This is a genomic window from Oceanobacillus arenosus (assembly GCF_003369575.1).
In the GTDB taxonomy this organism is placed as follows: Bacteria; Bacillota; Bacilli; order Bacillales; family Amphibacillaceae; genus Oceanobacillus; species Oceanobacillus arenosus.
In genome coordinates, this window is the sequence record NZ_PIOC01000027.1 from 80,984 (window position 1) to 102,146 (window position 21,163).

23 protein-coding genes and 1 riboswitch are annotated in these 21,163 nt (G+C 39.6%); of the genes, 2 read left to right on the forward strand and 21 right to left on the reverse strand.

Annotated features, from left to right (window positions below; all coding sequences use genetic code 11):
* Positions 1-8: 8 nt before the first annotated feature.
* From CWR48_RS17015 to CWR48_RS17095, 17 genes are all read right to left on the reverse strand, one after another.
* Positions 9-488, reverse strand: coding sequence for a PilW family protein (locus CWR48_RS17015; RefSeq protein ID WP_115774522.1), 480 nt, complete (start codon positions 486-488; stop codon positions 9-11).
* Positions 489-520: 32 nt separating this feature from the next.
* Entirely contained in the window at positions 521-955 is a 435-nt protein-coding gene (locus CWR48_RS17020; protein ID WP_115774523.1) for a type IV pilus modification PilV family protein, read from the reverse strand.
* Positions 956-1,024: 69 nt separating this feature from the next.
* Positions 1,025-1,741, reverse strand: coding sequence for a hypothetical protein (locus CWR48_RS17025; RefSeq protein ID WP_115774524.1), 717 nt, complete (start codon positions 1,739-1,741; stop codon positions 1,025-1,027).
* A complete protein-coding gene (locus tag CWR48_RS17030) occupies positions 1,734-2,330 on the reverse strand; it encodes a hypothetical protein (protein ID WP_115774525.1) in 597 nt (198 codons plus the stop codon). The genes CWR48_RS17025 and CWR48_RS17030 overlap by 8 nt, the downstream gene beginning before the upstream one ends.
* Complete coding sequence (pilM, locus tag CWR48_RS17035) at positions 2,314-3,354, reverse strand: type IV pilus biogenesis protein PilM (protein ID WP_115774526.1); 1,041 nt, start codon at positions 3,352-3,354, stop codon at positions 2,314-2,316. The genes CWR48_RS17030 and pilM overlap by 17 nt, the downstream gene beginning before the upstream one ends.
* 169 nt (positions 3,355-3,523) lie before the next feature.
* Complete coding sequence (locus CWR48_RS17040) at positions 3,524-3,997, reverse strand: type II secretion system protein (protein WP_115774527.1); 474 nt, start codon at positions 3,995-3,997, stop codon at positions 3,524-3,526.
* 113 nt (positions 3,998-4,110) lie between these two features.
* Complete coding sequence (locus CWR48_RS17045; RefSeq protein WP_115774528.1) at positions 4,111-5,322, reverse strand: type II secretion system F family protein; 1,212 nt, start codon at positions 5,320-5,322, stop codon at positions 4,111-4,113.
* Positions 5,322-6,365 (reverse strand): type IV pilus twitching motility protein PilT, encoded by a 1,044-nt coding sequence (locus CWR48_RS17050; protein WP_115774529.1) that lies wholly within the window; start codon positions 6,363-6,365, stop codon positions 5,322-5,324. Before CWR48_RS17050 ends, CWR48_RS17045 begins: the two co-directional genes overlap by 1 nt.
* 12 nt (positions 6,366-6,377) lie before the next feature.
* Positions 6,378-8,033 (reverse strand): GspE/PulE family protein, encoded by a 1,656-nt coding sequence (locus tag CWR48_RS17055; RefSeq protein ID WP_115774530.1) that lies wholly within the window; start codon positions 8,031-8,033, stop codon positions 6,378-6,380.
* A 3-nt stretch (positions 8,034-8,036) separates the two neighbouring features.
* A complete protein-coding gene (locus CWR48_RS17060; protein ID WP_115774531.1) occupies positions 8,037-9,575 on the reverse strand; it encodes a G5 domain-containing protein in 1,539 nt (512 codons plus the stop codon).
* 104 nt (positions 9,576-9,679) lie between these two features.
* Positions 9,680-9,760: riboswitch (cyclic di-GMP riboswitch) on the reverse strand.
* Positions 9,761-9,993: 233 nt separating this feature from the next.
* Positions 9,994-10,755, reverse strand: coding sequence for a prepilin peptidase (locus tag CWR48_RS17065; RefSeq protein WP_342772476.1), 762 nt, complete (start codon positions 10,753-10,755; stop codon positions 9,994-9,996).
* A gap of 241 nt (positions 10,756-10,996) precedes the next feature.
* Positions 10,997-11,677, reverse strand: a complete 681-nt coding sequence (locus tag CWR48_RS17070) for a metal-dependent hydrolase (RefSeq protein WP_115774532.1) — start codon at positions 11,675-11,677, stop codon at positions 10,997-10,999.
* A gap of 73 nt (positions 11,678-11,750) precedes the next feature.
* The gene (locus CWR48_RS17075; protein WP_115774533.1) at positions 11,751-13,304 is read right to left on the reverse strand and encodes a polyamine aminopropyltransferase; all 1,554 of its coding nucleotides are present in this window, start codon (positions 13,302-13,304) and stop codon (positions 11,751-11,753) included.
* Between the two features lie 226 nt (positions 13,305-13,530).
* On the reverse strand, positions 13,531-13,926 hold the full coding sequence (locus tag CWR48_RS17080; RefSeq protein WP_115774534.1) for a DUF350 domain-containing protein: 396 nt from the start codon (positions 13,924-13,926) through the stop codon (positions 13,531-13,533).
* A 15-nt stretch (positions 13,927-13,941) separates the two neighbouring features.
* Complete coding sequence (locus tag CWR48_RS17085) at positions 13,942-14,574, reverse strand: DUF4247 domain-containing protein (protein WP_115774535.1); 633 nt, start codon at positions 14,572-14,574, stop codon at positions 13,942-13,944.
* Between the two features lie 71 nt (positions 14,575-14,645).
* Complete coding sequence (locus CWR48_RS17090) at positions 14,646-15,314, reverse strand: PspA/IM30 family protein (protein WP_115774536.1); 669 nt, start codon at positions 15,312-15,314, stop codon at positions 14,646-14,648.
* Positions 15,315-15,344: 30 nt separating this feature from the next.
* A complete protein-coding gene (locus tag CWR48_RS17095; protein ID WP_115774537.1) occupies positions 15,345-15,857 on the reverse strand; it encodes a DUF4178 domain-containing protein in 513 nt (170 codons plus the stop codon).
* 440 nt (positions 15,858-16,297) lie between these two features.
* Between CWR48_RS17095 and CWR48_RS17100 the strand changes: the two genes are divergently transcribed.
* Entirely contained in the window at positions 16,298-17,395 is a 1,098-nt protein-coding gene (locus CWR48_RS17100) for a M24 family metallopeptidase (protein ID WP_115774538.1), read from the forward strand.
* A gap of 99 nt (positions 17,396-17,494) precedes the next feature.
* Here the strand turns inward: CWR48_RS17100 and CWR48_RS20530 are convergent, their stop codons facing one another.
* Positions 17,495-17,656, reverse strand: coding sequence for a hypothetical protein (locus CWR48_RS20530; RefSeq protein ID WP_170140795.1), 162 nt, complete (start codon positions 17,654-17,656; stop codon positions 17,495-17,497).
* 125 nt (positions 17,657-17,781) lie between these two features.
* Here CWR48_RS20530 and CWR48_RS17105 point away from each other — a divergent pair, with 125 nt between their 5' ends.
* The gene (locus tag CWR48_RS17105) at positions 17,782-18,210 is read left to right on the forward strand and encodes a universal stress protein (protein ID WP_115774539.1); all 429 of its coding nucleotides are present in this window, start codon (positions 17,782-17,784) and stop codon (positions 18,208-18,210) included.
* A gap of 101 nt (positions 18,211-18,311) precedes the next feature.
* On the opposite strand, the gene CWR48_RS17110 is transcribed toward CWR48_RS17105, so the two are convergent.
* The 3 genes from CWR48_RS17110 to CWR48_RS17120 form a co-directional block, all read right to left on the reverse strand.
* Positions 18,312-18,800 carry an SRPBCC domain-containing protein gene (locus CWR48_RS17110; protein WP_115774540.1) on the reverse strand — a complete coding sequence of 163 codons (489 nt, stop codon included), beginning with the start codon at positions 18,798-18,800 and terminating at the stop codon, positions 18,312-18,314.
* Positions 18,801-18,864: 64 nt separating this feature from the next.
* Positions 18,865-20,049, reverse strand: a complete 1,185-nt coding sequence (locus CWR48_RS17115) for an acetate kinase (RefSeq protein WP_115774541.1) — start codon at positions 20,047-20,049, stop codon at positions 18,865-18,867.
* A 28-nt stretch (positions 20,050-20,077) separates the two neighbouring features.
* Entirely contained in the window at positions 20,078-21,061 is a 984-nt protein-coding gene (locus CWR48_RS17120) for a class I SAM-dependent methyltransferase (RefSeq protein WP_115774542.1), read from the reverse strand.
* Positions 21,062-21,163: the final 102 nt, after the last annotated feature.

Genomic DNA, 21,163 nt, shown 5'->3' on the forward strand with positions numbered 1-21,163 from the left:
CTCTCCACTTATTCTGTATTTTTGTACCTAGAAATGATAGTTGAAATTTCAACATGTATATCAGCATTCTCAGCATCTTTAATACTGAGATTTGTCAATTTCACATTATTTATGTTCGGATGGATTTCTTTTTTATCAAAAACTATTTTTTCACCATCTTCATCAAGCTCTATATCGTAATCGTATTTATATTCACTACTCAATACTCTCATTTTGGAATCGGTTTCTGGACAACTTTCCATTTCCGTTTCAGCTATTGCTACTTCATTTTCTGTTATTGAAAGCACATAACAGTCACCTTTTCTATGAATTCGCTGAATTTCTGTAATAATATAGTTTGCTTCCTGTTGCAATCGTGTCTTTGTCGTTTCCACAGAGCTATATTCCATTGACATCATAACTACTGTGTAGATAATTCCCATGAATAAAGAGGCAATGACTAACGTTGCTAGAACTTCGACAAGAGTCATACCTTTTTCATTTTTCATATATCATTTCACCTCTTATGCATTCATAGAAATCATTGCAAATTACTATCCTTTAAGTATCCAAATGTTTCGCTAATCATTTTTTCATCCTTCTTTACTTTTATATGAATTTTGTTCAGCTCTACTGATCCTGCATGCTCATTCTTAGGTAGATCTGGCGTTTTGTAATATTCAACTTCATATTGATAACCACTCTGATTATATTTATAAGTAATGATTTCATCACTTGAACTTGAATCCTCTTTGTTAGCAGGATTCAGAGTTTTTAGTCCTTCTTTCAACTCTACCAACTCAAGCCTTGCCAAATTCATAGTTCCTAGTTTTTCTTCCGTTTGAACATTAAACTTTGTCATTTGCGGGAAAATAGAAACAAAACCTATAAAAACGACTCCTAAAATGGTAATAGCAGCTAGTAGCTCTATAAGCGTCATTCCCCGCTGATTCTTGAGTTTATTTTTAAAAGGCATTGTTCCTATCCCCCCTTAACAACTTTAATATATACTTTTTCTATATCATTTTTCATCAAAATCATTCACTTACTTTTCATCAAAATAAAACGTTGTAATATCAATCGTTGCTATAATCGATTCATTTGCCTCGTCACCAATCATCAATACACTTTCCGCAGGCTTATCAAATTCTAATCGATTTACCATCATGATTCTTTCTTGTTTTTCGATTTCTTTAAGAAGAATTTGAAAGTGTTCGTAGTCAGGTGAAGCGATGTCCATGCTAACGGTAATTAGATGCAAGTTCTCCGGTTTCTCTGGCATTGCAATTACAGGCGTTATTTCACCAGACACTTCTGGGTTGGAATCTGTTTCGACATCCTCTGTTGCTACCGGTTCTTCCGGTACAGCACTCTCTGAATCTACTACTGCTTCCTCATTCACAACACGTTCTGGTAATGAACCATCATATGAAAATCTTAATTCCTCAATCCGGCTTCCGCTCATAAGCTCAATCTCATTCAATGTTTTCACAAGGCTTTCAAGTTCTGGTGTCGGTGGCATGATATTTGCTAGTCTCACATTTTCAATATCCATATCGAGTGAATCATCGTTATCCACATGTTCAAGTTGTACATTGAACAATGCAATATCGGATTGTAGCTGTGTCACCTGACTTTTCTGTGCTTTGAGTTCTTTTGTCAATGGTTGATAGAATAGAAAATAGGCAACAATTATTAAAACAAAGACTAGCCCGAGCAATAGGAGAAAGGATTTTTTATTTTCCTGAAACAAACTATTCATCAGTTTCCTCCCCTTCTATTAGAGCTTCATTATTGACATCAAGCGAATAGTAGGCATGATTTCGTGGAATTATTTCGTATTGATTTTCTATTTTCGCATTCGGATCCTCTGATCCATGTTCAAATGTTTCTACCTTGTCGACTACCACATTTTCCATATAAGGTGAATTCGTCAATGCATCCACATAGTAGGCAGTATTTGTCAATACTTCAAATTGCGTTTCAAGTTGAACCGTTTCATAATCATATAATAAATAGCTCAAATAACTATGGTCGGGTAGCAATTCCATAAATTCATCGACGAGTTTGGATGTAGGAACCTTGAATTTTTCTGCATAATCAATCGCACTAGCCAATGTAGCCGAATCATTTGTATTTAAAGCATTCACCCGTGCTTCAAGCAATGTTTTTTCATCTGTTAATTGAGATACGTTTGCCTCTGCATCATTTAGTTCTCCTTTTGTCGTCACATAAAAATAGATTAGCGCGCCTGCGAGCAGTAAACAGATGACTAAACCTATAATAAATAAAATAAAAGGTACATTATTATATCGCTCGTATTTCGGTAAGAGATTAACTTCTGGTTTCATCCGCTAGTTCTCCCCCTTCTATCGCAAGCCCCAGTGCTGGAATATAGATACTACTAATTTCTTTAGCTTTTGTTTCATGATTTTTTAATAGGGTAATTGGCAAGTCTATCTGGCTTTTTATTTTTTGATAGAATTCTTGTTTATTTGGATGGTCGCCGAGAATTACGATATCTGTAACGCCTTTTTCACCCTTATGGATGGAAAAACGGTAAAAGTTCATAATCCGTTCTAATTCCAATATCTGATCCTCGACAATTCCTTTGATCATTGCTGCATCATCCACATATTCCCAGCTAATCATTTCATTAGGGGGATTACTTGCTTTCCATCCCTTTAATTTCAAGTCCAAATCCTGATAGCGTAAAAATTCCAGCTGATGATTTTGAAAAATACCAATATGGATCGATGTTACGTTTAACTCAACAAATAGGTAGCTATGGCTTATATCAATCGGCTGCATCAACTGAAAATAACGATAAACACCCAATGCCTTCACATCAGCAACAACCGGCTTCATCGACACGTCCACGAAGATTTCCGTATACTTCGCCATCTCTTCTTCTGGTGCTGCGAATAATATTCCTTGGCGCATTTCATTTAAATTTCCGATCATCTCTTCTTTACGATTTGTTGCTTCAAAAGGGCTATAATGGATATCAAAAACAGGTTGTTTAAATGGGAGGTGAATCGTTTTTCCTATTTCTAATTCAAAGTATTCTTTTATTTCCTTTTTATTTTTCAAATGTGCAGGAAACTCCACCTGCCGCATAATAACTAAAGAATCAGGAACATAAAAACGAACTAGGCGATTTTTCAAGCCAAGTTCCTTCACTAATTCTTTCATAAAATTATAGAACTGAATTTCATCAGCAATTTTCCCATGAGCAATGATGCCTGCTGGGAGTGGTTTTTCAGCAAAATATTTTACGGCAGAAATATCTTGTCCAGTGGTTTCAACGATCCTAAGGACATAATCTTCTATGACGATATTGATTACCTTTTTAGACTTTTTAAGTGAAAACATGATGTAAAATCACCTTTCTGTGACTTGGGTTTTATAAGTAGATTAAAAGATTGATAGGCAATTCTTTTCACCAGCCCACCATGGGTATGATGGGGTCGTGGAAGGAATTGATTTAACTTAGTATCATTTTTGTTGGCATTTATAGCCAACAAAAATGATACTTTATACTTTAACCCTGTGAACCAGCAGCACATACTGTATCTCTTCCTAGATTAATTTTAGCCTCTGACTCAGTGGTTATTTCACATTTTCCGGCGTCATTTGTGCCCACCCCAGAAATAGTTACTTTATATACATTATTTTCTTTAGTAACAGTACCTTTATAATCGGTATTCGTTGAATTCCATGGATCAGTTAATTTTTCAATCGTATTAAATACTAATTCCTCAGTCCCTGTAACTTTTGTTGTAGTATCTAGCCCACTTGTGGGAATTTCCCCTACACTAGCCTCATACAACTTAGCAGCAGAAATCAACTGTTGTGCATTTGCCACATGCGCATCCTTCTTAGAATTATCAATTACATTCCCAATCGCCACAAACGCAATCGCACCAACAATCGCCAAAATAACAACTACTGCAAGTAACTCAACCAATGTCAATCCTCGCTCATCTTTTTTCAATAATCGTAAAAATTTCTTCATCGTTAAACCCTCCTATTTTTTAATTAATAATAAACACTAGTAACAAAAGATAAAGTCCGTACTCCCCTTGTCCCCCATCACCTCCCTGAAATTTTCCGTTTACTTTTCATTCCTTACATCTCACCATAGATTGAGAACATCGGTACCATAATCGCTATGACAATAAATCCTACAACACCCGCAAGAATAATAATCATTAACGGTTCAATCAACGACTTTAAAGTATCGACTGTCCGGTCAACATCTTCCTCATAGAAATCAGCGACCTTTGCGAGCATGAAGTCAAGTTGTCCTGTTTGTTCGCCAATCGCAATCATTTGTGCGACGAGTGGCGGGAAAACCCAGCTCTTTTCAATTGGCTCAGAAAGTGGTCGCCCCTGCTCTAAGCTATCTCGTGATGCAAGGACAACTTTACCTATAACTGGATTGCCAACGACCTTATCCACAATCGTCAGCGCCTGTAAAATCGGCACCGAGCTTGCGAATAGCGATGATAATGTCCTTGTCATCCGGGCGATCGCCGACTTTTGTAACAGTTTACCGAACACTGGCATTTTAAATAGAGCAATATGAACTGAGTAGTGGAATATTTTATTATTTCGATAGAAAAATAGAAAGATAGAAATCCCCACTACAACAACTAGCAACCCTAGCCACCAGGAATATTTAATGAAATTACTCATGTTTACAACTAATTGTGTAATCGCCGGTAATTCACTTCCCATATCCTCAAACATCGCTGTAAATTGCGGGACAATCGTTAGCATTAGAAAGATAACGACGGCAACGACAACAACAGATAGAATGACTGGATATGCCATTGTTGATTCAATCTTCTTTTTCAACGAATTTTGTTTTTCATAATAACTTGCCAGCCTGTCCAATGTATCATCGATATTCCCTGTCATTTCCCCTGCTCTTACCATGTTGACAAACAGTGCTGGGAAAACTTTCGGAAACTTACCAACCGATTCGGAGAAGGAGTGCCCTTCTTTAATCTCGACTTCAACCTGAAAGAGTGCCTTTTTTAATCCTTTACTTTCGGTTTGAGCAGCTAATATATTTGTTGCCTGAACAATCGAAATCCCTGCTCGAATTAAGGTAGCGAATTGGCGGCAATAGATTACAAAATCCTCGGACTTCACCGAGCTCCCGCCGATCGAAATATCACGATTGAAGATCGTAGCCTTCGTTTCCGTTACTTCACGAGGGCTAATGCTTTTCTCACGAAGCGCTGCGATTGCCTGGCTTCTTGAAACACTTTCAATCGTGCCGCGCTTCATCGTTCCCTTCTTCGTTCTTCCAACATATTTATAGACTGGCATTAATATTCACCTGCATTTGAAAGATAAACACTTGCATCGCCAAATGTTAAAATTCCGCTGTCAAGCAGTTCCTTCACAGACATTTCTAATGTGTGCATCCCTGCTGCACGACTCGTTTGCAATATGTTTGTTATCTGGTCAACCTTCTCATTGCGTATTAAATTGGCAACAGATGGCAGATTAATTAAAATCTCTGTTGCAGCAATTCTGCCACTTCCATCCGCTCTCCGCAGTAATCGCTGGGAGATGATCCCTTCAAGGACAGAAGCAAGCTGGATACGAATTTGCGGCTGCTGGAATGGCGGGAACACATCGATAATCCGGTCAATCGTTTGTGCCGCACTGCTCGTATGCAATGTTGCAAACACGAGATGCCCCGTTTCAGCAGCTGTTATTGCAGTGGAAATTGTTTCATAATCACGCATTTCCCCAACTAAAATAATATCTGGATCCTGCCGCAATGCCGCACGCAATCCATTGGCAAAGCTTCCGGTATCGATGCCAACCTCGCGTTGATTGACGATTGATTTCAGATGTTGATGCTCATATTCAATCGGATCCTCCAGCGTAATCACATGTTTCGCACTGGATTGGTTAATGTAATCTATCATTGCTGCTAAGGTTGTTGATTTACCTGAACCTGTTGGACCAGTAACAAGAATCAGTCCTTGTGGCTTTTTCGCTAAATCCTTTAAAATTAACGGCATGCCTAATTGCTCGATGCTTGGAATTTGACTCGGAATCACCCGGGCAACGATGCCAATCTTTTGGCGCTGATGATATGTGTTGACACGAAATCGTGATACATTTTCAATCATATAAGAAAAATCGAGTTCGCCGATGTCGATGAATCTATCCCAATCAGCATCTTTAATAATTGCCTTGGCCATATTCTCTGTATCCTCATTAGTGAGAATGGTTTCCCCCTGTGGGATGAGCTCGCCATTTATCCGAAAAATCGGCTTCGACCCAACCGTAATATGTAAATCGGATGCACCTTTTGCATATGCTTGTTCCAATAATTCTTCGATTGTCTCGGGCATCATTTACACCTCCTACTCTACTTGGGTCACACGGAGAACTTCTTCTGTCGTGGTTAATCCTTGTGCAACCTTCCATAATCCATCATCAATGAGAAACGGCATACCCGTTTGTTTCACATGATCGCGAATATCTGCCATGCTCGCTGCATTCATGACAAATCGATTGATTTCGTCATCAATCGGCAGGATTTCATGGATTGCAAGCCTCCCCAGGTAGCCCGTCCCATTACAGCTTGGACAGCCACTGCCACGTTTGATTGTCCCTACTTCAATTCCGGCTTGCTGGAAAAGCTGCCGTTCCCGTTCCGTTGGCAAAACATCTTCCCCGCAATCCCGACAAACCCGGCGAACGAGGCGCTGTCCAATGACACCAGCAAGGGAGGAGGAAATAAGAAATGGCTCGATTCCCATATCAATTAATCGCGTTAGTGCTGCGATTGCACTATTCGTATGGAGTGTACTTAACACTAAATGCCCCGTAAGTGATGCACGAATCGCAATTTGCGCCGTCTCAAAATCACGAATTTCTCCAATCATAATGATGTCCGGGTCTTGCCGTAAAATCGACCGGAGCCCACTTGCAAATGTCATGCCCACTTCTTCTTTCACTTGTACCTGATTAATGCCGCGCAGACGGTATTCAACAGGGTCCTCAATTGTAATAATATTGACTTCCTCTGAGTTTAAACGGTTCAGTGCAGCATAAAGGGTAGATGATTTTCCTGATCCAGTTGGTCCCGTAATGAGCACAATCCCATTCGGCTTTTCAATCATTTTTGTGAATTTCGCCAAGTTATCTGGTGTTAATCCTAATTTATCCAATTGATCCAGAGAACTTCCTAAATCAAGAATCCGCATAACGATTTTTTCACCGTATACAGATGGAAGGGATGAAATTCGTATGTCGATTGGTCGATTATTGATATCTATTTTAATTCGGCCATCCTGGGGAATCCGATTTTCCGTGATATTCAAATTCCCCATAATCTTAATTCGTGCGATTAACACATTCTGCATGTATTTCGGCAATGCTCGTTCAGTTTTTAGAACACCATCCACACGATATCGAACGGTAAGCTCCACTTCTTGTGGGTCCAGGTGAATATCACTCGCCCGTTGTGCCACTGCATTGGTAATGATTTGGTTAACAAGCTTTACAATCGGTGAATCTTCATCGGTAATTCCCGTTTCATCGATGCTCTCCTCTGGTGAATAATCATCCATTACCTCATCGATTGATTCTTGGAGGTCATAATATTTCGTCACCATGCGGTAGAGTGCATCCTTCGTCGCAATCCCTGGCATAATTTGATAGCCCGTTGCCATCCTTAGTTCTTCCATCGCAAAGTAATCCATCGGGTCTGCCATCGCGACAAATAATTTATTGCCATCCACACGAATCGGCAGGAGCAAATGGCGTTTTGCTAACTCTTTTGGTACGAGCTGGATCGTTTCTTGTTCGACCGGATATTGTGCGACATTAATATGAGGAATACCTAGCTGGAATTCCAGTACTTCGATTAGCTGCTGCTCCGTGATATACCCTTCTCTTAGGAGTGTATCCCCTAATTTCTCATCGGCACTTTTATCTGCTAGCGTTTCTGCCAATTGTTCCCCTGTGATCAATCCCGACTCAACAAGTAAATCCCCTAATCGTTTACGCGCCATGGTCTACCTCACCTCTTCATCGTTTGCTGATCCTGCTGAAATTTCTTCATTATCTAAAGGAATGTCCGTATCCTCTGTTTGCGCTTGTATGGATTCATTTCCGAATAAACTTAGGAACAAATACAGATACATCAAATCACAGTATGGGTTGTTCGTCTCATCCTCAGCTACAGCCTCTTCTGTTTCTGCGGTTGCAGCTCCTGTTTCATGCTTCAACATACATGCTAGCAGAAACTCGCTTGGATCCTCATCTAGTCTATCACATTGGGACGGATCTGCTTCACATTCCGGACCCGTGCTTGTACTTGGAAGTATGTCCACTAGTGAACCAAGATTTAATTCCGGCAATGCTGGTGTCGTTTCTTCGACAGGGTCTTCTGTAACTGGCGCCAGCTCTTCTTCTGGAATCGCTTCTTGTGTCGAAACTTCGATAATTTCCGGTGTTGGAAAATAAAAATCCCGACTCACTAATTCGCGTTCAAGGACATTTCCATCCTCTGCATTTTGCACCCGGTACACCTCGATTTGTACACCTGCCACGCCTTGCTGCACAACTTCCTCTTCTCCGAATGCTAAATCAGGGTTATAACGATATAATGTCCTTGGCTCGACTTCGACATTATTTTCAAGCGTATTAGAATATGTAACATTATCCAGGAAGGAATGGATCGACATTTTCATCTGCTCACCCTCAATGCTTGCATTGACGGTATATTCATAGGCATTCGGGTTGTATAGCAATAAATTTTTCTCCGCTTTCCTGTCAACCGCAACATCCATTCCTGCTTTAGCATAGCTCGTTACTTTTTCCTGCTGATGACGTTCGATGATTTCAATATTCGTCTGCAATGCGAGCGCATATAATCCGGAGGCAACAAAGCTCATTTCAACCTCGCCATTGTCCATTCCATTCGGCAAAGAAATTGTATCTAAGAAGGAGAACGAACTTTCAGCTTTCACCGTTAATCCATCCAGTTCCTCCACTAAGTATTTAACTGCAGCATCAGACACATCTGGTATTCGATAGGAAATATCCGCAATTTCAGCCTGCTCAATAGTGGCTCCATCTATGTATTTAATCGTTACATTCGTTTCTTCTAAGTTTCCTGCGATCAAGTTTGCATTTGCGACGGTTTCCTCCACGTCCACATATTCCGGCCAGTCAATCACATTACTTTGAGTCGTAACCTCCAGTGGAAGCTTTACGTTCTTTTGTTTCATAAAAAAAGTTGACCAATGCCGTTTCATTCGTTCATTTAGCTTTGTTAATGAGGCATCAATATCAAATTGGAACATTGTCCTTGGTATCGAAATCGTCTCATACTCACTCACTGCAAGAATTGGCTCACCACCTTGCCAGTCCTCTATTCTCGACTCGAGCAGCTGTTTTGCTTCCTCAAGTGTAGCGCCTTCCAAGTTTACACCAGCAATCGAGGATCCTTTGGAAACTTTTCCCATCGCTTCGACAACTGAATTTGGCAATAGCCCAAATATCAGAATGAAAAGCACAATTGTCATTATAGGGTTTTTCAATAATTTCATAGTAGATAACTTCCTTTTCAGCTGTCATCATTCGAGTTAATGTGCGAACTTTTAATTATTTGATTACAATGAAAAAACCTTACATATCTGCATATATAGCATTCTATGAAAGGTCGGTTGCACCACTAGCTTCATACGATATAGGTGCCCACATGTAATCGTACTTCAACACTTCACTGTTCATTTAACTAGTTAAATAGTAACAACTGAAAAAAAATGTGTCAACTAGTTTTCGAGTCTAAATATCCCTTTATTTTTGAACCGTTTTCAAAATGAATACTAACGGCTTATTACTCAAATATTGATTTTATGTAAACTTCCGTTTATACGCTATAGCTGCAATTGTCGTAATTTCTGTATGAATACCTTTCTCAGCCCTTGCCCATCTTTCATAATACGAAAATACTAGAAATAACCTTTAAATAATAAAACCCAAATACCAATCAATCATCGAGTCACCATAAAAATATGCGATCAATGCTGCAAACACAATATAAGGTCCGAACGGTACAGGCTGTCTGCGTTTAATGATATTAAATAACATTAGCAGCATCCCAATTACCGCACCAAGTAAACAGGAAAGGAAGAAAGCCAGCAGCACTTTTTCCACACCGAGGACAATTCCGAGCACAGCAAATAATTTCATATCACCAGCACCCATTCCACCACGACTAACAAGGATAATGATTGCAAGAATGACAGCAATTACAATAGCGCCAACTATTGGCGACCACCATGGTTCGAGCGGTTGAACCACCCGCATTATTATCAATAATGGCAGGAAGAAGACCAATACCTTATTCTGGATGACCATGTATTTTATATCTGAAACGAGAATAATCATCAGCATTGAAATAAGTAACAGCGCTGTGATCACTTCCCATTCGAAGCCAATTTTCCAAAAGCTAAATGCAAATAGAAAACCAGTAAGTAATTCGATTGTTGGATAAATATTGGATATTTTCGATTTACAATGGCCGCATTTTCCACCTTGAATAAAGAAGGAAAAGACAGGAATAAGCTCATACCATGAGAGCTGATGTTTACATGAGGGACAGTACGAACGGTCGTTGACAAAGGTTTCATTTTTTGGGGAACGTAAGCCGACAACATTGTAAAATGAGCCAAAAGTGATGCCAAATAAGAAAAATAATAGAATAAACAAGACTTCGATTTTCATCGCTTCCCTTCATATGTATGACGAATATAGGTAAAAAGTAGCGCAATTAAAATTATAGCAACGAATGAAAAAAAAGGAAACATTATTATTTGTTAGTTGTATTTTACTAGATTCGACTTTCTCTTGCCGCTTGTTTGTCGAATATCAGCGTACTTTTAGAATATATCCGCACATTTCCAAATTTATCAGTATTTCCTAAGCGATGAAAAAACGCGAGCCATATCGCTCGCGTCATCTCTCCTTACAGCTCCAGGCTATCGCCAATCTTCATTGCCAGTCCTTCACCCGTTCTTACTTGACTTGCAAAGGTATCCGGATCCTGCTCAATAACTGGGAATGTATTATAATGAATCGGCACAACAATCTTCGCATTAAGCCAATCTGCAGCAACAAGCGCATCGTCGGCTCCCATTGTAAAATTATCGCCGATTGGGATAAATGCTATATCGATCTCGTTCATCTCACCATACATTTTCAAATCTGTAAATAGGGCTGTATCACCTACATGATAAATCGTCTTTCCGTCAATGGTAAGCAGGATTCCACCAGGCATACCGCCATAGATGACAGTCCCGTCTTCTTCGACATAGGAAGAGCCATGGAAGGCCTGGGTAAATTTCACCCGACCGAAATCAAAATGATGGAAACCACCGATATGCATCGGATGGACGTTTAATCCTTTTGATCCTAAGTAATTCGCAAGCTCATTAGGTGCAACAACAAGTGCATCATTCCGCTTCGCAATGTCAAAGGTATCCCCTACATGATCATTATGCCCATGTGTCAATAAAATCACATCCGCCTTAATCGTACTTGCATCTAAGTCACATGCTGGATTTCCTGAAATAAACGGATCAATTAATATCGTATGTGTCCCAGTTTCCACCTTTACAACCGAATGTCCATGATAAGATACTTTCACAAATAACCTCTCCCATTCTATATGCTATTCTATATAATGATTCGACAAAGAATCTACCAATACCTTTACCCTTTTAGTAGTTTTTCCATGCATTTTCATACAATTGAATTAGATGCGGATCAATTAATGTGTTCGGTTTTAGTGTTACAGCATTTCCTTTATCATCCACGATCCTTGCATCCTCATCCCTCCCAAACGTTGCTAAGCTCGGAAGCATTTCCGTTGTTAAAAATCGGCTAGGCACCGTGATATCGACCGTTTGAAGATCAATTTTCTCACGACTTGCCATAACGAATCCCCAGTTTCCAAAGCTCGGCACGTCGACATGAAGGTTTTCAGTGTATAATCCAGTTGATGCGACGGATTCCGAAATTGTCCAATACACTTCTGTAGCAAATAACGGACTCGTCGCCTGTATCATTGCCGCACCACCAGGCACTAAATGATTGCGAACGAGTGAATAAAATTCCTTCGTGTATAGCTTGTTTAAACTCTCATCGTTCGGGTCGGGCAAATCAATTAGGATCACATCATACCATTCCTCGTTCTCCTCTAAAAACTGAAAGGCATCCAAATTGTGAATGATCACCTTATCATTGCTTAATGAACCTTCATTCAATTTGAGTAATCTTTCATTCGTATTCGCAAGCTCCGTCATTGCTGGATCAAGGTCAACCAATGTAATCTTCTGTACTTCCTCATATTTCAGCACTTCCTTCGCTGCAATCCCATCACCGCCACCAAGAATCAGCACATTCTCCGGATTCTCTGCGTATGCAATTGTCGGATGGACGAGCACCTCATGGTAGCGATATTCATCTTGCGAGCTAAATTGCAGGGAGCCATTTAAATAGAGCCGGAGATCATCGTCTGCCCCCTGCGTGAGAATGATTTTTTGGTAATTCGTTTCCTCCATATGTAAAATCGGATCCTGGTATAGCTTTTGTTCAAAGTTAAACGCTGCAGCCTCTCCGAATAGCAGACCTACGAGTAGGGCAATCAGAATAAGCATGCCACAAACAGCATGTACCCAGAAATTACAAATTTCATTTCGGAACAGCCATAGAACGACGAGTGCCACGAGAACATTGATACAGCCGACAAGAAACGCCGATTTCACCATGCCGAACTGTGGACGAAGTAAGAATACGAATAACAATCCACCAATTAAACCACCGGCATAATCGGAAAACAGGACCCTAGCCGTACTTTTATTCAATTTCACGCCAACTTCATTTGCCTTCCGAATCAGAATTGGCAGTTCAAAACCAGTTAATGCACCAACTAAAATCGTAATGAAATATAAATAAAATGCATCCGTACCCGCTGGCGCAAATGCGGTAATTCCAAACATGGTAAAGCTGGAAAATCCGCCAATTAACCCAACCCCAAACTCAACCCAAATAAAGGAGAGGATTAAATTCTTCATCACCTTTTCACTAAGACTTGCACCAATTCCCATTCCCGTTAAAAATAGCGAAATCGTCAATGTATACTGTTTGACCCCATCGCCTAATATGTACGATCCTAAAGCACCAAACAAAACCTCAAAGATAATCCCGCAAATTGAGACAATGCCAGATGACCAATAAATAATCGAACTCTTTCTTGCTGCTTCCAGATTCACCTTTCACACCTCACCAACCACTCGAAATAAAGTGAAACTTTATTCAGTGGGGGTTTTCTTCATCCCCCACTGAATGTTAGTTGAACAGAATCGGGATTTTGACTTTCTGTTGATCCCCCACTTACAATTCTTGATTTTCCTCAATTTTTTTGAAGTGGGGGTCTTACAGCCAGTTAATTCGGGATAAAATAACGGCTGAGCTGTGCTCAACCGCCATAACGTAATATTATGTAATCGACGCTCCAATGACAAATGCAATCCCAATGGATACACTAAACGAAATAATCCCAACTGCAATATTATTCTTCTTCAGTTCTTCTTCAACGGTAAATCTTCTTATCACTAAGTTAACGAGCATATAGGCAATCATTTGTAATATAACCCCAAACACGCCCCATATTACCGTTTCATAAATGTAATTGCTGTGATAGATTGCAAAGGCAAGAATAATACTAATGCCGATAATTTTCCCTGCAATTGATAAGGCAACCGCTGCGTTTCCGTTATGCACTTCTTCCATATCCTTATACTTTCTCGTTAAAAGTTCAAAAATAACAACCCCAATTAAAATAATCACAATCGAAATGAAAAAATATGCAACCGTTGCGATATATGGTTCCATCGATAATCCCTCCTTTTACTTTCCTGCGTTCGGACCGCCGCCCCTAAATGTCGTATTCCCGCGATTTGGTGTACCATAGCTTGAATTCGTTCCGGATCTTGGTTCATTTCGAAATGATCCCCAATTATTTCCAAAAAGACTTTCGAGCAAACGAATTCCGAAATACGTTTGTAAAAAGCTCGGCGAATAATTTCGTTCCGCATATTGCTCCGTAGCAACTTCAATCAGCAATACGGTCTCATCGTCTACACTAGGCTTCAGCGTTACAAAATAATCTGGATAAATAAAGATCTGCTGCTGATCAATAACCTCACTCGCCTCGTCCGGTTCCACCTTTGATGTTATAACGGTTGCAAGCTCCTCTAATCTAAATTCCTTTGTCGCATAGATTTGCGCTGATGTCGACTCATCTGTTACTACATCAACAAGTGGAAAGTTTGATTCGATAATCGCATCGATTTGGTTACTCGGGCTTGCAGCAATTGAATCCTCAATTACTTGTTTATCTGATTCAACGGGGATATCCGCAGCAGTTATCGTAATCTCTTGTTGGATTCCACGATCCGTACCGTCTATAGGGGATGTGCAGGCAGTTAAAAATAAGCTAAATAAAATAAATCCACTAAGCATACAGCCTCTCTTGAACAACTTAATCCCCCCTCATAAGAACATAGGGGAGCAGTAATGTACTGCTCCCCTATGCTTGGACTTCTCCCTGCTTATTCTTTACCCATTTTTTGTTTCAATGCAGCTAATTCATCGTCCACATCATTTTTAATTAAATCTTCAAATTCATCATCTAATGAGCGGCTCGCTTGAGACAGGTCTTCACTTGTTTCTGCTTCCGCTTCAAAACGCATTACTTTCTCTTCCATACGCTCGAATCCACGTTTTGCAGCATCATCACCAATCGATGACATCGTCCGATTGATTTTCGTACGAACTTGTGCAGATTCTGCACGTGCTTTAAGTGTGTCGCGTTTTAAGTTCATTTCTTGGTATTCTTTCTTCATTTCATCTAATCGGTCACGAAGTAAATCTGCGTCTGCTTTCGCTCTTTCCCATGATTCATTTAAGGCGATTGCTGTTGCATCATGATCCTTCTTATCTTGCAGTGCACGGCGAGCTAAGTCATCATTTCCGGCTTCAACTGCTTTTTCTGCCTGTTCTTGTCTTTTCTGCACTAATGCAAGCGCATCATTTGCTTTACGCTTCAGCATCTTCTCATTCGCAATTTGTTTCGCAACGGCTGCTTCTACCTCACGAATGTCTTCTCCCATGTCACGCATGTACTGGTCCAGCATTTTCACCGGATCCTCCGCCTTGTCAAGCATTGCATTCAATTCAGAACCCACAACTGTTTTTACTCGTTTAAAAAATTTAAACATGTATATTCCTCCTTTATATAATATCCATCTTTAGTTGGATCCTGCGATAATCTTGAGCTCATAGGACTCAATCGCATATCCCGTACTTACTTCAATCTCGGTGTCCCATGATTCTAATCCGAGGAAGTTCTCCTCTGAATCATCCTCATAATCGGCATAATGGGTTTCCATTCCATGTACATTTGTACTTCGACCCTCCCCGATTACCCTGGCAACGCCCTCTTCCTCCAAGTAATACGTCTTATTGTCATACGTCAATTTCTTCGGATATGGCTCAGACACTTGGAATTTTACCTTATGATACATTGCCAGTTCAAGCTCATCATCCATTTCCACAGACAGCCAGAGCGTCTTCTCTTCCCCAAGCAGCTGATAATCATACCATTCATAGCTACCATCCCGGAGTGTAATCTTACCCACAACCTCGAAATCCTGAAATTCATAGGTGATGATATCGCCTACTTTCATATTAAGCACGGTTCTCTTTTCAGCTGCAGGCTGATTTTGATCCTTGTTTGAAAAAAGCTTTGAGAAAAAACCCATCGATACACCTCTAGTTCATTTCGACGTTATATTAGTTATACGATTAAAAATTCAATAGGTTTCAAAAAAAATATAAAAAATTACTCATTTCATAGAAATTGTTGTTTAGAGAAACTGCGAACAAGGCTAAAGTGATAAGTGCTCTTAGCCATTCGCTCCGAAAATACACTGCGCTTTCCGCGGGAGTCTCCGTGTATTTTCTCCGCTGGGTTTGTGCAAAACCCCATGATATTTGAGCTCCAAACGTACTAATTAAAGCCATCATTCTATGTTATAAGACTATTCGTAGTAAAAATCAACTTTACGCCTGCTTAGTTCGCAATTTAGGATGAATAATCGCAGTCTAAACCTTTTAGAAAACAACCTTAAAAATAAACGTTTTTGATTAATACACCTTACATTTGTTATACTAGTTATATTCTAACATAGAGGTGAAATCGTTGACTACTCGAATGGATAGCTTATTAACAGAAATTAACAAACAAGAAATGGAAAGTGTGCTCGTCACGTCGAAGGCAAACTTTTATTACTTAAGTAATTATTATACGGATCCACATGAGCGTGTAATCGGCGTATACATTAGCAATAAATTAGATCCCGTTCTTATCCTTCCAAAAATGGAAGTAGAAGATGCAAAGAATGCTGGCTGGACAAACGAAGTGATCGGTTACTATGATCACGAGGATCCATGGGAATTACTGCGCAACCATTTAGAGAAAAACGGTGGCGCCCCTGCCTCCATTGCAATCGAACAAGATCATATAACATTAGAAAGATACAATGCAATCAAGCGAATCTTACCGATTGCGGAAATATTTGATGCGAAGGAAATCATGGCAAACCTGCGTGTCATCAAGACGAAGAAAGAATATGCATTATTGAAGCAGGCAGCAAGTCTAGCTGATTTCGGTGTCGAAACAGGGGTAAAGGCAATTGCAGAAGGTATCACCGAATTAGAATTGGTTGCGAAAATCGAATACGAGCTGAAAAAACAAGGCGTACGGGAAATGTCCTTCACAACGATGGCACTTTCTGGCACCAAAACAGCATCCCCACATGGTAATCCTTCGAATAAGAAGGTCACTGCTGGGGATCTAGTATTATTCGATTTAGGCGTTATATTTGAAGGCTACTGCTCCGATATTACAAGAACGGTTGCTTTTAAGTCCATTACAGATGAACAGAAGAAGATTTACGAAACCGTCCTTGCAGCAGAACAAAATGCAATTAACATTTCCCAATTGGGTACAGCAGTTGGCAACATCGATAAAGCTGCAAGAACGACAATTGAGCAGGCGGGCTTTGGCGAATACTTCACACACCGAATTGGTCATGGTCTTGGTATTGAAACACATGAGTATCCATCAATGCACAGTAATAATGAAATCGGATTAGTTGAGGGCATGTGCTTTACAATTGAACCAGGAATTTATATTCCAAATACTGGTGGCGTTCGCATCGAGGATATGATTTTCACAACAGAAAAAGGACCTGAAGTACTTACCGCATATCCAAAAGAATTACAAATCATTAAATAAAGTCTGAAGTGGAACATGATCCAGACAAGACATTTAAAAAAATAATAAAATTGGCGTGTCGAACTAACCGACACGCCGATTTTATTATTTCATTCACTTTTATTTTTTCATATTATTGAATTTATGGATCCCACGATTATTTGTTAGCTGGTCTTCTACAACACCACTTTGATAGCTTTCAAATAATTGGTTTTGAACAGCTGCCACACCTTCAGGATCTAATTCATAATTACTTGCTTGTTTTCCTTCTTTTTTTGACAAGTGACCCACCTCCGTACATGTAGTTTGTCCTCATATCCGAAAAAAATGGGTTACTATTTCTTCCATTTTTGTTTGAAGCGCTTCCATAAAGGGTATATAATAGAAGTGAAAGGGGAGGAATAATCATGGAATATCATAATATCGTAGTAGCCGTAGATGGATCAGAAGCCGCAGAAATAGCATTCAAAAAATCATTAGACATCGCAAAACGAAATAATGCGCGATTAGTACTTGCACATGTCGTTGATTCCCGTACGTTTGCAACTGCTGAAGCCTATGATCGCTCACTTGCGGAGCGTGCAGAAACCTATGCGAAAGAATTACTTGAATCGTATGCGGAGAATGCAAAGGATGCAGGTGTTACCGATTTAGTCCGTTGCATTGAATATGGATCCCCGAAAGTAAAAATCGCAAAAACCATTGCCAAAAATTTTAAAGCCGACCTTATCATCTGCGGTGCAACAGGTATGAATGCTGTCGAACGTTTTTTAATCGGAAGTGTTTCCGAAAGCATCACAAGATACGCAGAATGCGACGTGTTGGTTGTACGATAGACGTAATCATTAATGCTGTTTATTAAATGAAGTTTTCTAAGAACTAAGCTGGCAGCTTATCGGTTTTATTAAAGTCCAATCAAGCGTTGATATCAACCAGTTTATATTGTTAATAAGTATTCGTCTAATTGTTCAAAGGTTCCGGTAAATCCTTCTTGAATGATTGCTTGTGAAGCCTCTATGGTCTGAGTCTCTTCAACAGTCGTAGTTACTGGATTCACAAACATTGTAAGGATTGTTTTTCCACCGTCCTCATTGAATGAAATGGTATTCAAGGTTTCCAAAGGCCAATTTGCATCAAAAGGTGCTCGCAAAGCGTTCCCTTCCTCATCAGAAAAGATATTGGTGTAAACGATTTTTTCCGGTGCAATAATTTCACTGTATTCAAATTTAACCCACATTATATCGCCATCAGCAGGTTTCTGGCTGTAATGAAACGTTCCGCCCGAATGGATATCAGATTTAGAAACATTAAACTTCCATCCTTTTGGTCCCCACCAGTTCTGTAAATGTTCTGATTCGGTAAATGCCTGAAACACAAGGTCACGAGGTGCATGGAATGTATGCGTAATTTTGATTGGCGTTGCCATGGTAATACCTCCACTATTTTTTTAAACTTAAAGCGCTCCATATACATGAAGCGCTCTAACTGCTTTATTTAGCTAAACGTACCGTATCTCTAGCAATGACAATTTCTTCATTGGTTGGAATGATTAAAACTTTCACAGGTGAATGCGGATAGTTGATGAAACGTTCGTCGCCACGAGTTTCATTTAATTTCGGATCCCAGTATACACCCATAAATTCTAGACCAGTTAAGATCTTTTCCCTTACAATAGAACTGTTTTCGCCAACACCTGCTGTAAAGATAATAGCATCCACACCAGACATTTTCGCTGCATAAGATCCGATGTATTTATGGATTCTTTCTGCAAATACATCTAATGCCAACTCTGCACGTGGATTCGTATCGACTTGTTCTTGAATATCACGTAGATCACTAGAGAAGCCTGAAAGTGCAAGCATTCCACTTTCCTTATTAAACACACCGATTACTTCTTCTGCTGTCTTCCCAGTTTTTTCCATAATATATGGGATTAATGCCGGGTCAAGATCGCCTGATCGTGTTCCCATTGTTACCCCTGCAAGTGGTGTGAAGCCCATTGATGTATCGAGTGATTTTCCACCTTCAATTGCAGTGATACTTGCCCCATTACCGATATGGCAAGAAATTAATCGTAATTTTTCAAGTGGAACTCCCATTAAATCTGCAGCACGTTCGGATACATATTTATGTGATGTACCATGGAAACCATATTTACGAATGCCAAATTTATCATAATACTCCTTAGGCAAGCTATATAAGTAAGATGTTTTTGGCATTGTTTGATGGAATGCTGTATCAAAAACAGCCACCATTGGCACGTTTGGTAGGATTTCTTGGAATGCATAAATACCAGTCAAGTTTGCTGGGTTATGCAATGGTGCTAATTCCGATGTTTCTACAATTTTTTCAATGACATCATCTGTAATTAATACGGAATCATCGAAGTATTCTCCACCATGAACTACACGGTGGCCAACTGCATCGATTTCATCAAATGATGCTACAACCCCAGTTGAGATGAGGGCATCTAATAATTTCTTAACTGCAACCGCATGATCTGGAATATCGCCAACTACTTTCTCTTTCTTCCCACCCGCTTCAATCTTGAAAACAGAATCAGTTAATCCGATTCTTTCTACTAAACCGATTGCTTTTACTGTTTCCTCTGGCATTTCAATCAATTGGAATTTTAACGAAGAACTACCAGCATTAATTGCTAACACATTACGCATTGATGACAACTCCTAAAAAAATGATATATTATTTTTGATATGTTTGAAACCATGCATTCATCTGTCCAAGAATATCTGCCATTCCATTTGCATTCTTAAAGGCTGGCATTTGCACAAGCAACGGCTGTTTTGGTGTCTCCGTATGCTCGCCCTTCTTCTGCAAAATTAGAATGCTTTTCACATTCGCTTTTGACTTAAATGCACTCTCAGGTAAACGAATAACCCCGACAATATGAGCATGTGCTTGAAGATAACGGTGAAGCTTGTCCGATTGATCACTGTCGAACAAGAAGTCTGGTATGACGAGAATCAAATAGCCTGCTTCCTTCGTATAATTCAGACCTTGCTCAATAAATAAATGATGGGCATAAGAATGAGCCGTGTCCGCCTTTAATTCAAAATCATTTGCCCGAACATCGTCTGGATAATAACCAACCGGTAAATCGGCAACAACCAAATCAACCGGATCTAGTAAGAATGGTCGTAAACTATCCTGATGGAAGAATTCAATTTGTTTCTTCTGCAAATTGGCATTCAGTAAAGATAATTGAATTAAAGTCGAATCAACTTCACTAGCAAATGCTACAACATCATGCTTAAGCTGCTCAAGTACGGTGGTAATTAAGTTTCCCGTACCACTTGCTGGGTCGAATAAACGAACGCTATCTTTCCCTTTCATAAGCTGATCAGCAAGGTAGCCGATGATTAACGCCACCGTTTCTGGTGTCATTAAATGCTGTTGCTGGGTCGAATCCTTCATACCTTTGAGGATTGCTAATTGGATAGCTTTACGAATATCGATTGTTGCATATGAGGATAGATCGATTTTTGCTAATTCCGTTTTTAACTTTCTGGATAGTATTTCATCCATTTCTACTGCTGTATCATTAAAAAACAAGGTTTCCATTGTAACAGCCAAACTATCTAAATATGGCTCATCATTATGCTGCTGAATTAGTTCAGTGGTATGATCCAACCATTCAAAAAGTGGTTCAACATTTGATTTATCCATTACCATAACCTCCATTCGCCCTTCCTTCAACTTTACTATTGTACCAAATGAGCAACGGATAGTAAAAGGTTTATCCTAATAAAATAAAACTATTTCACCAAT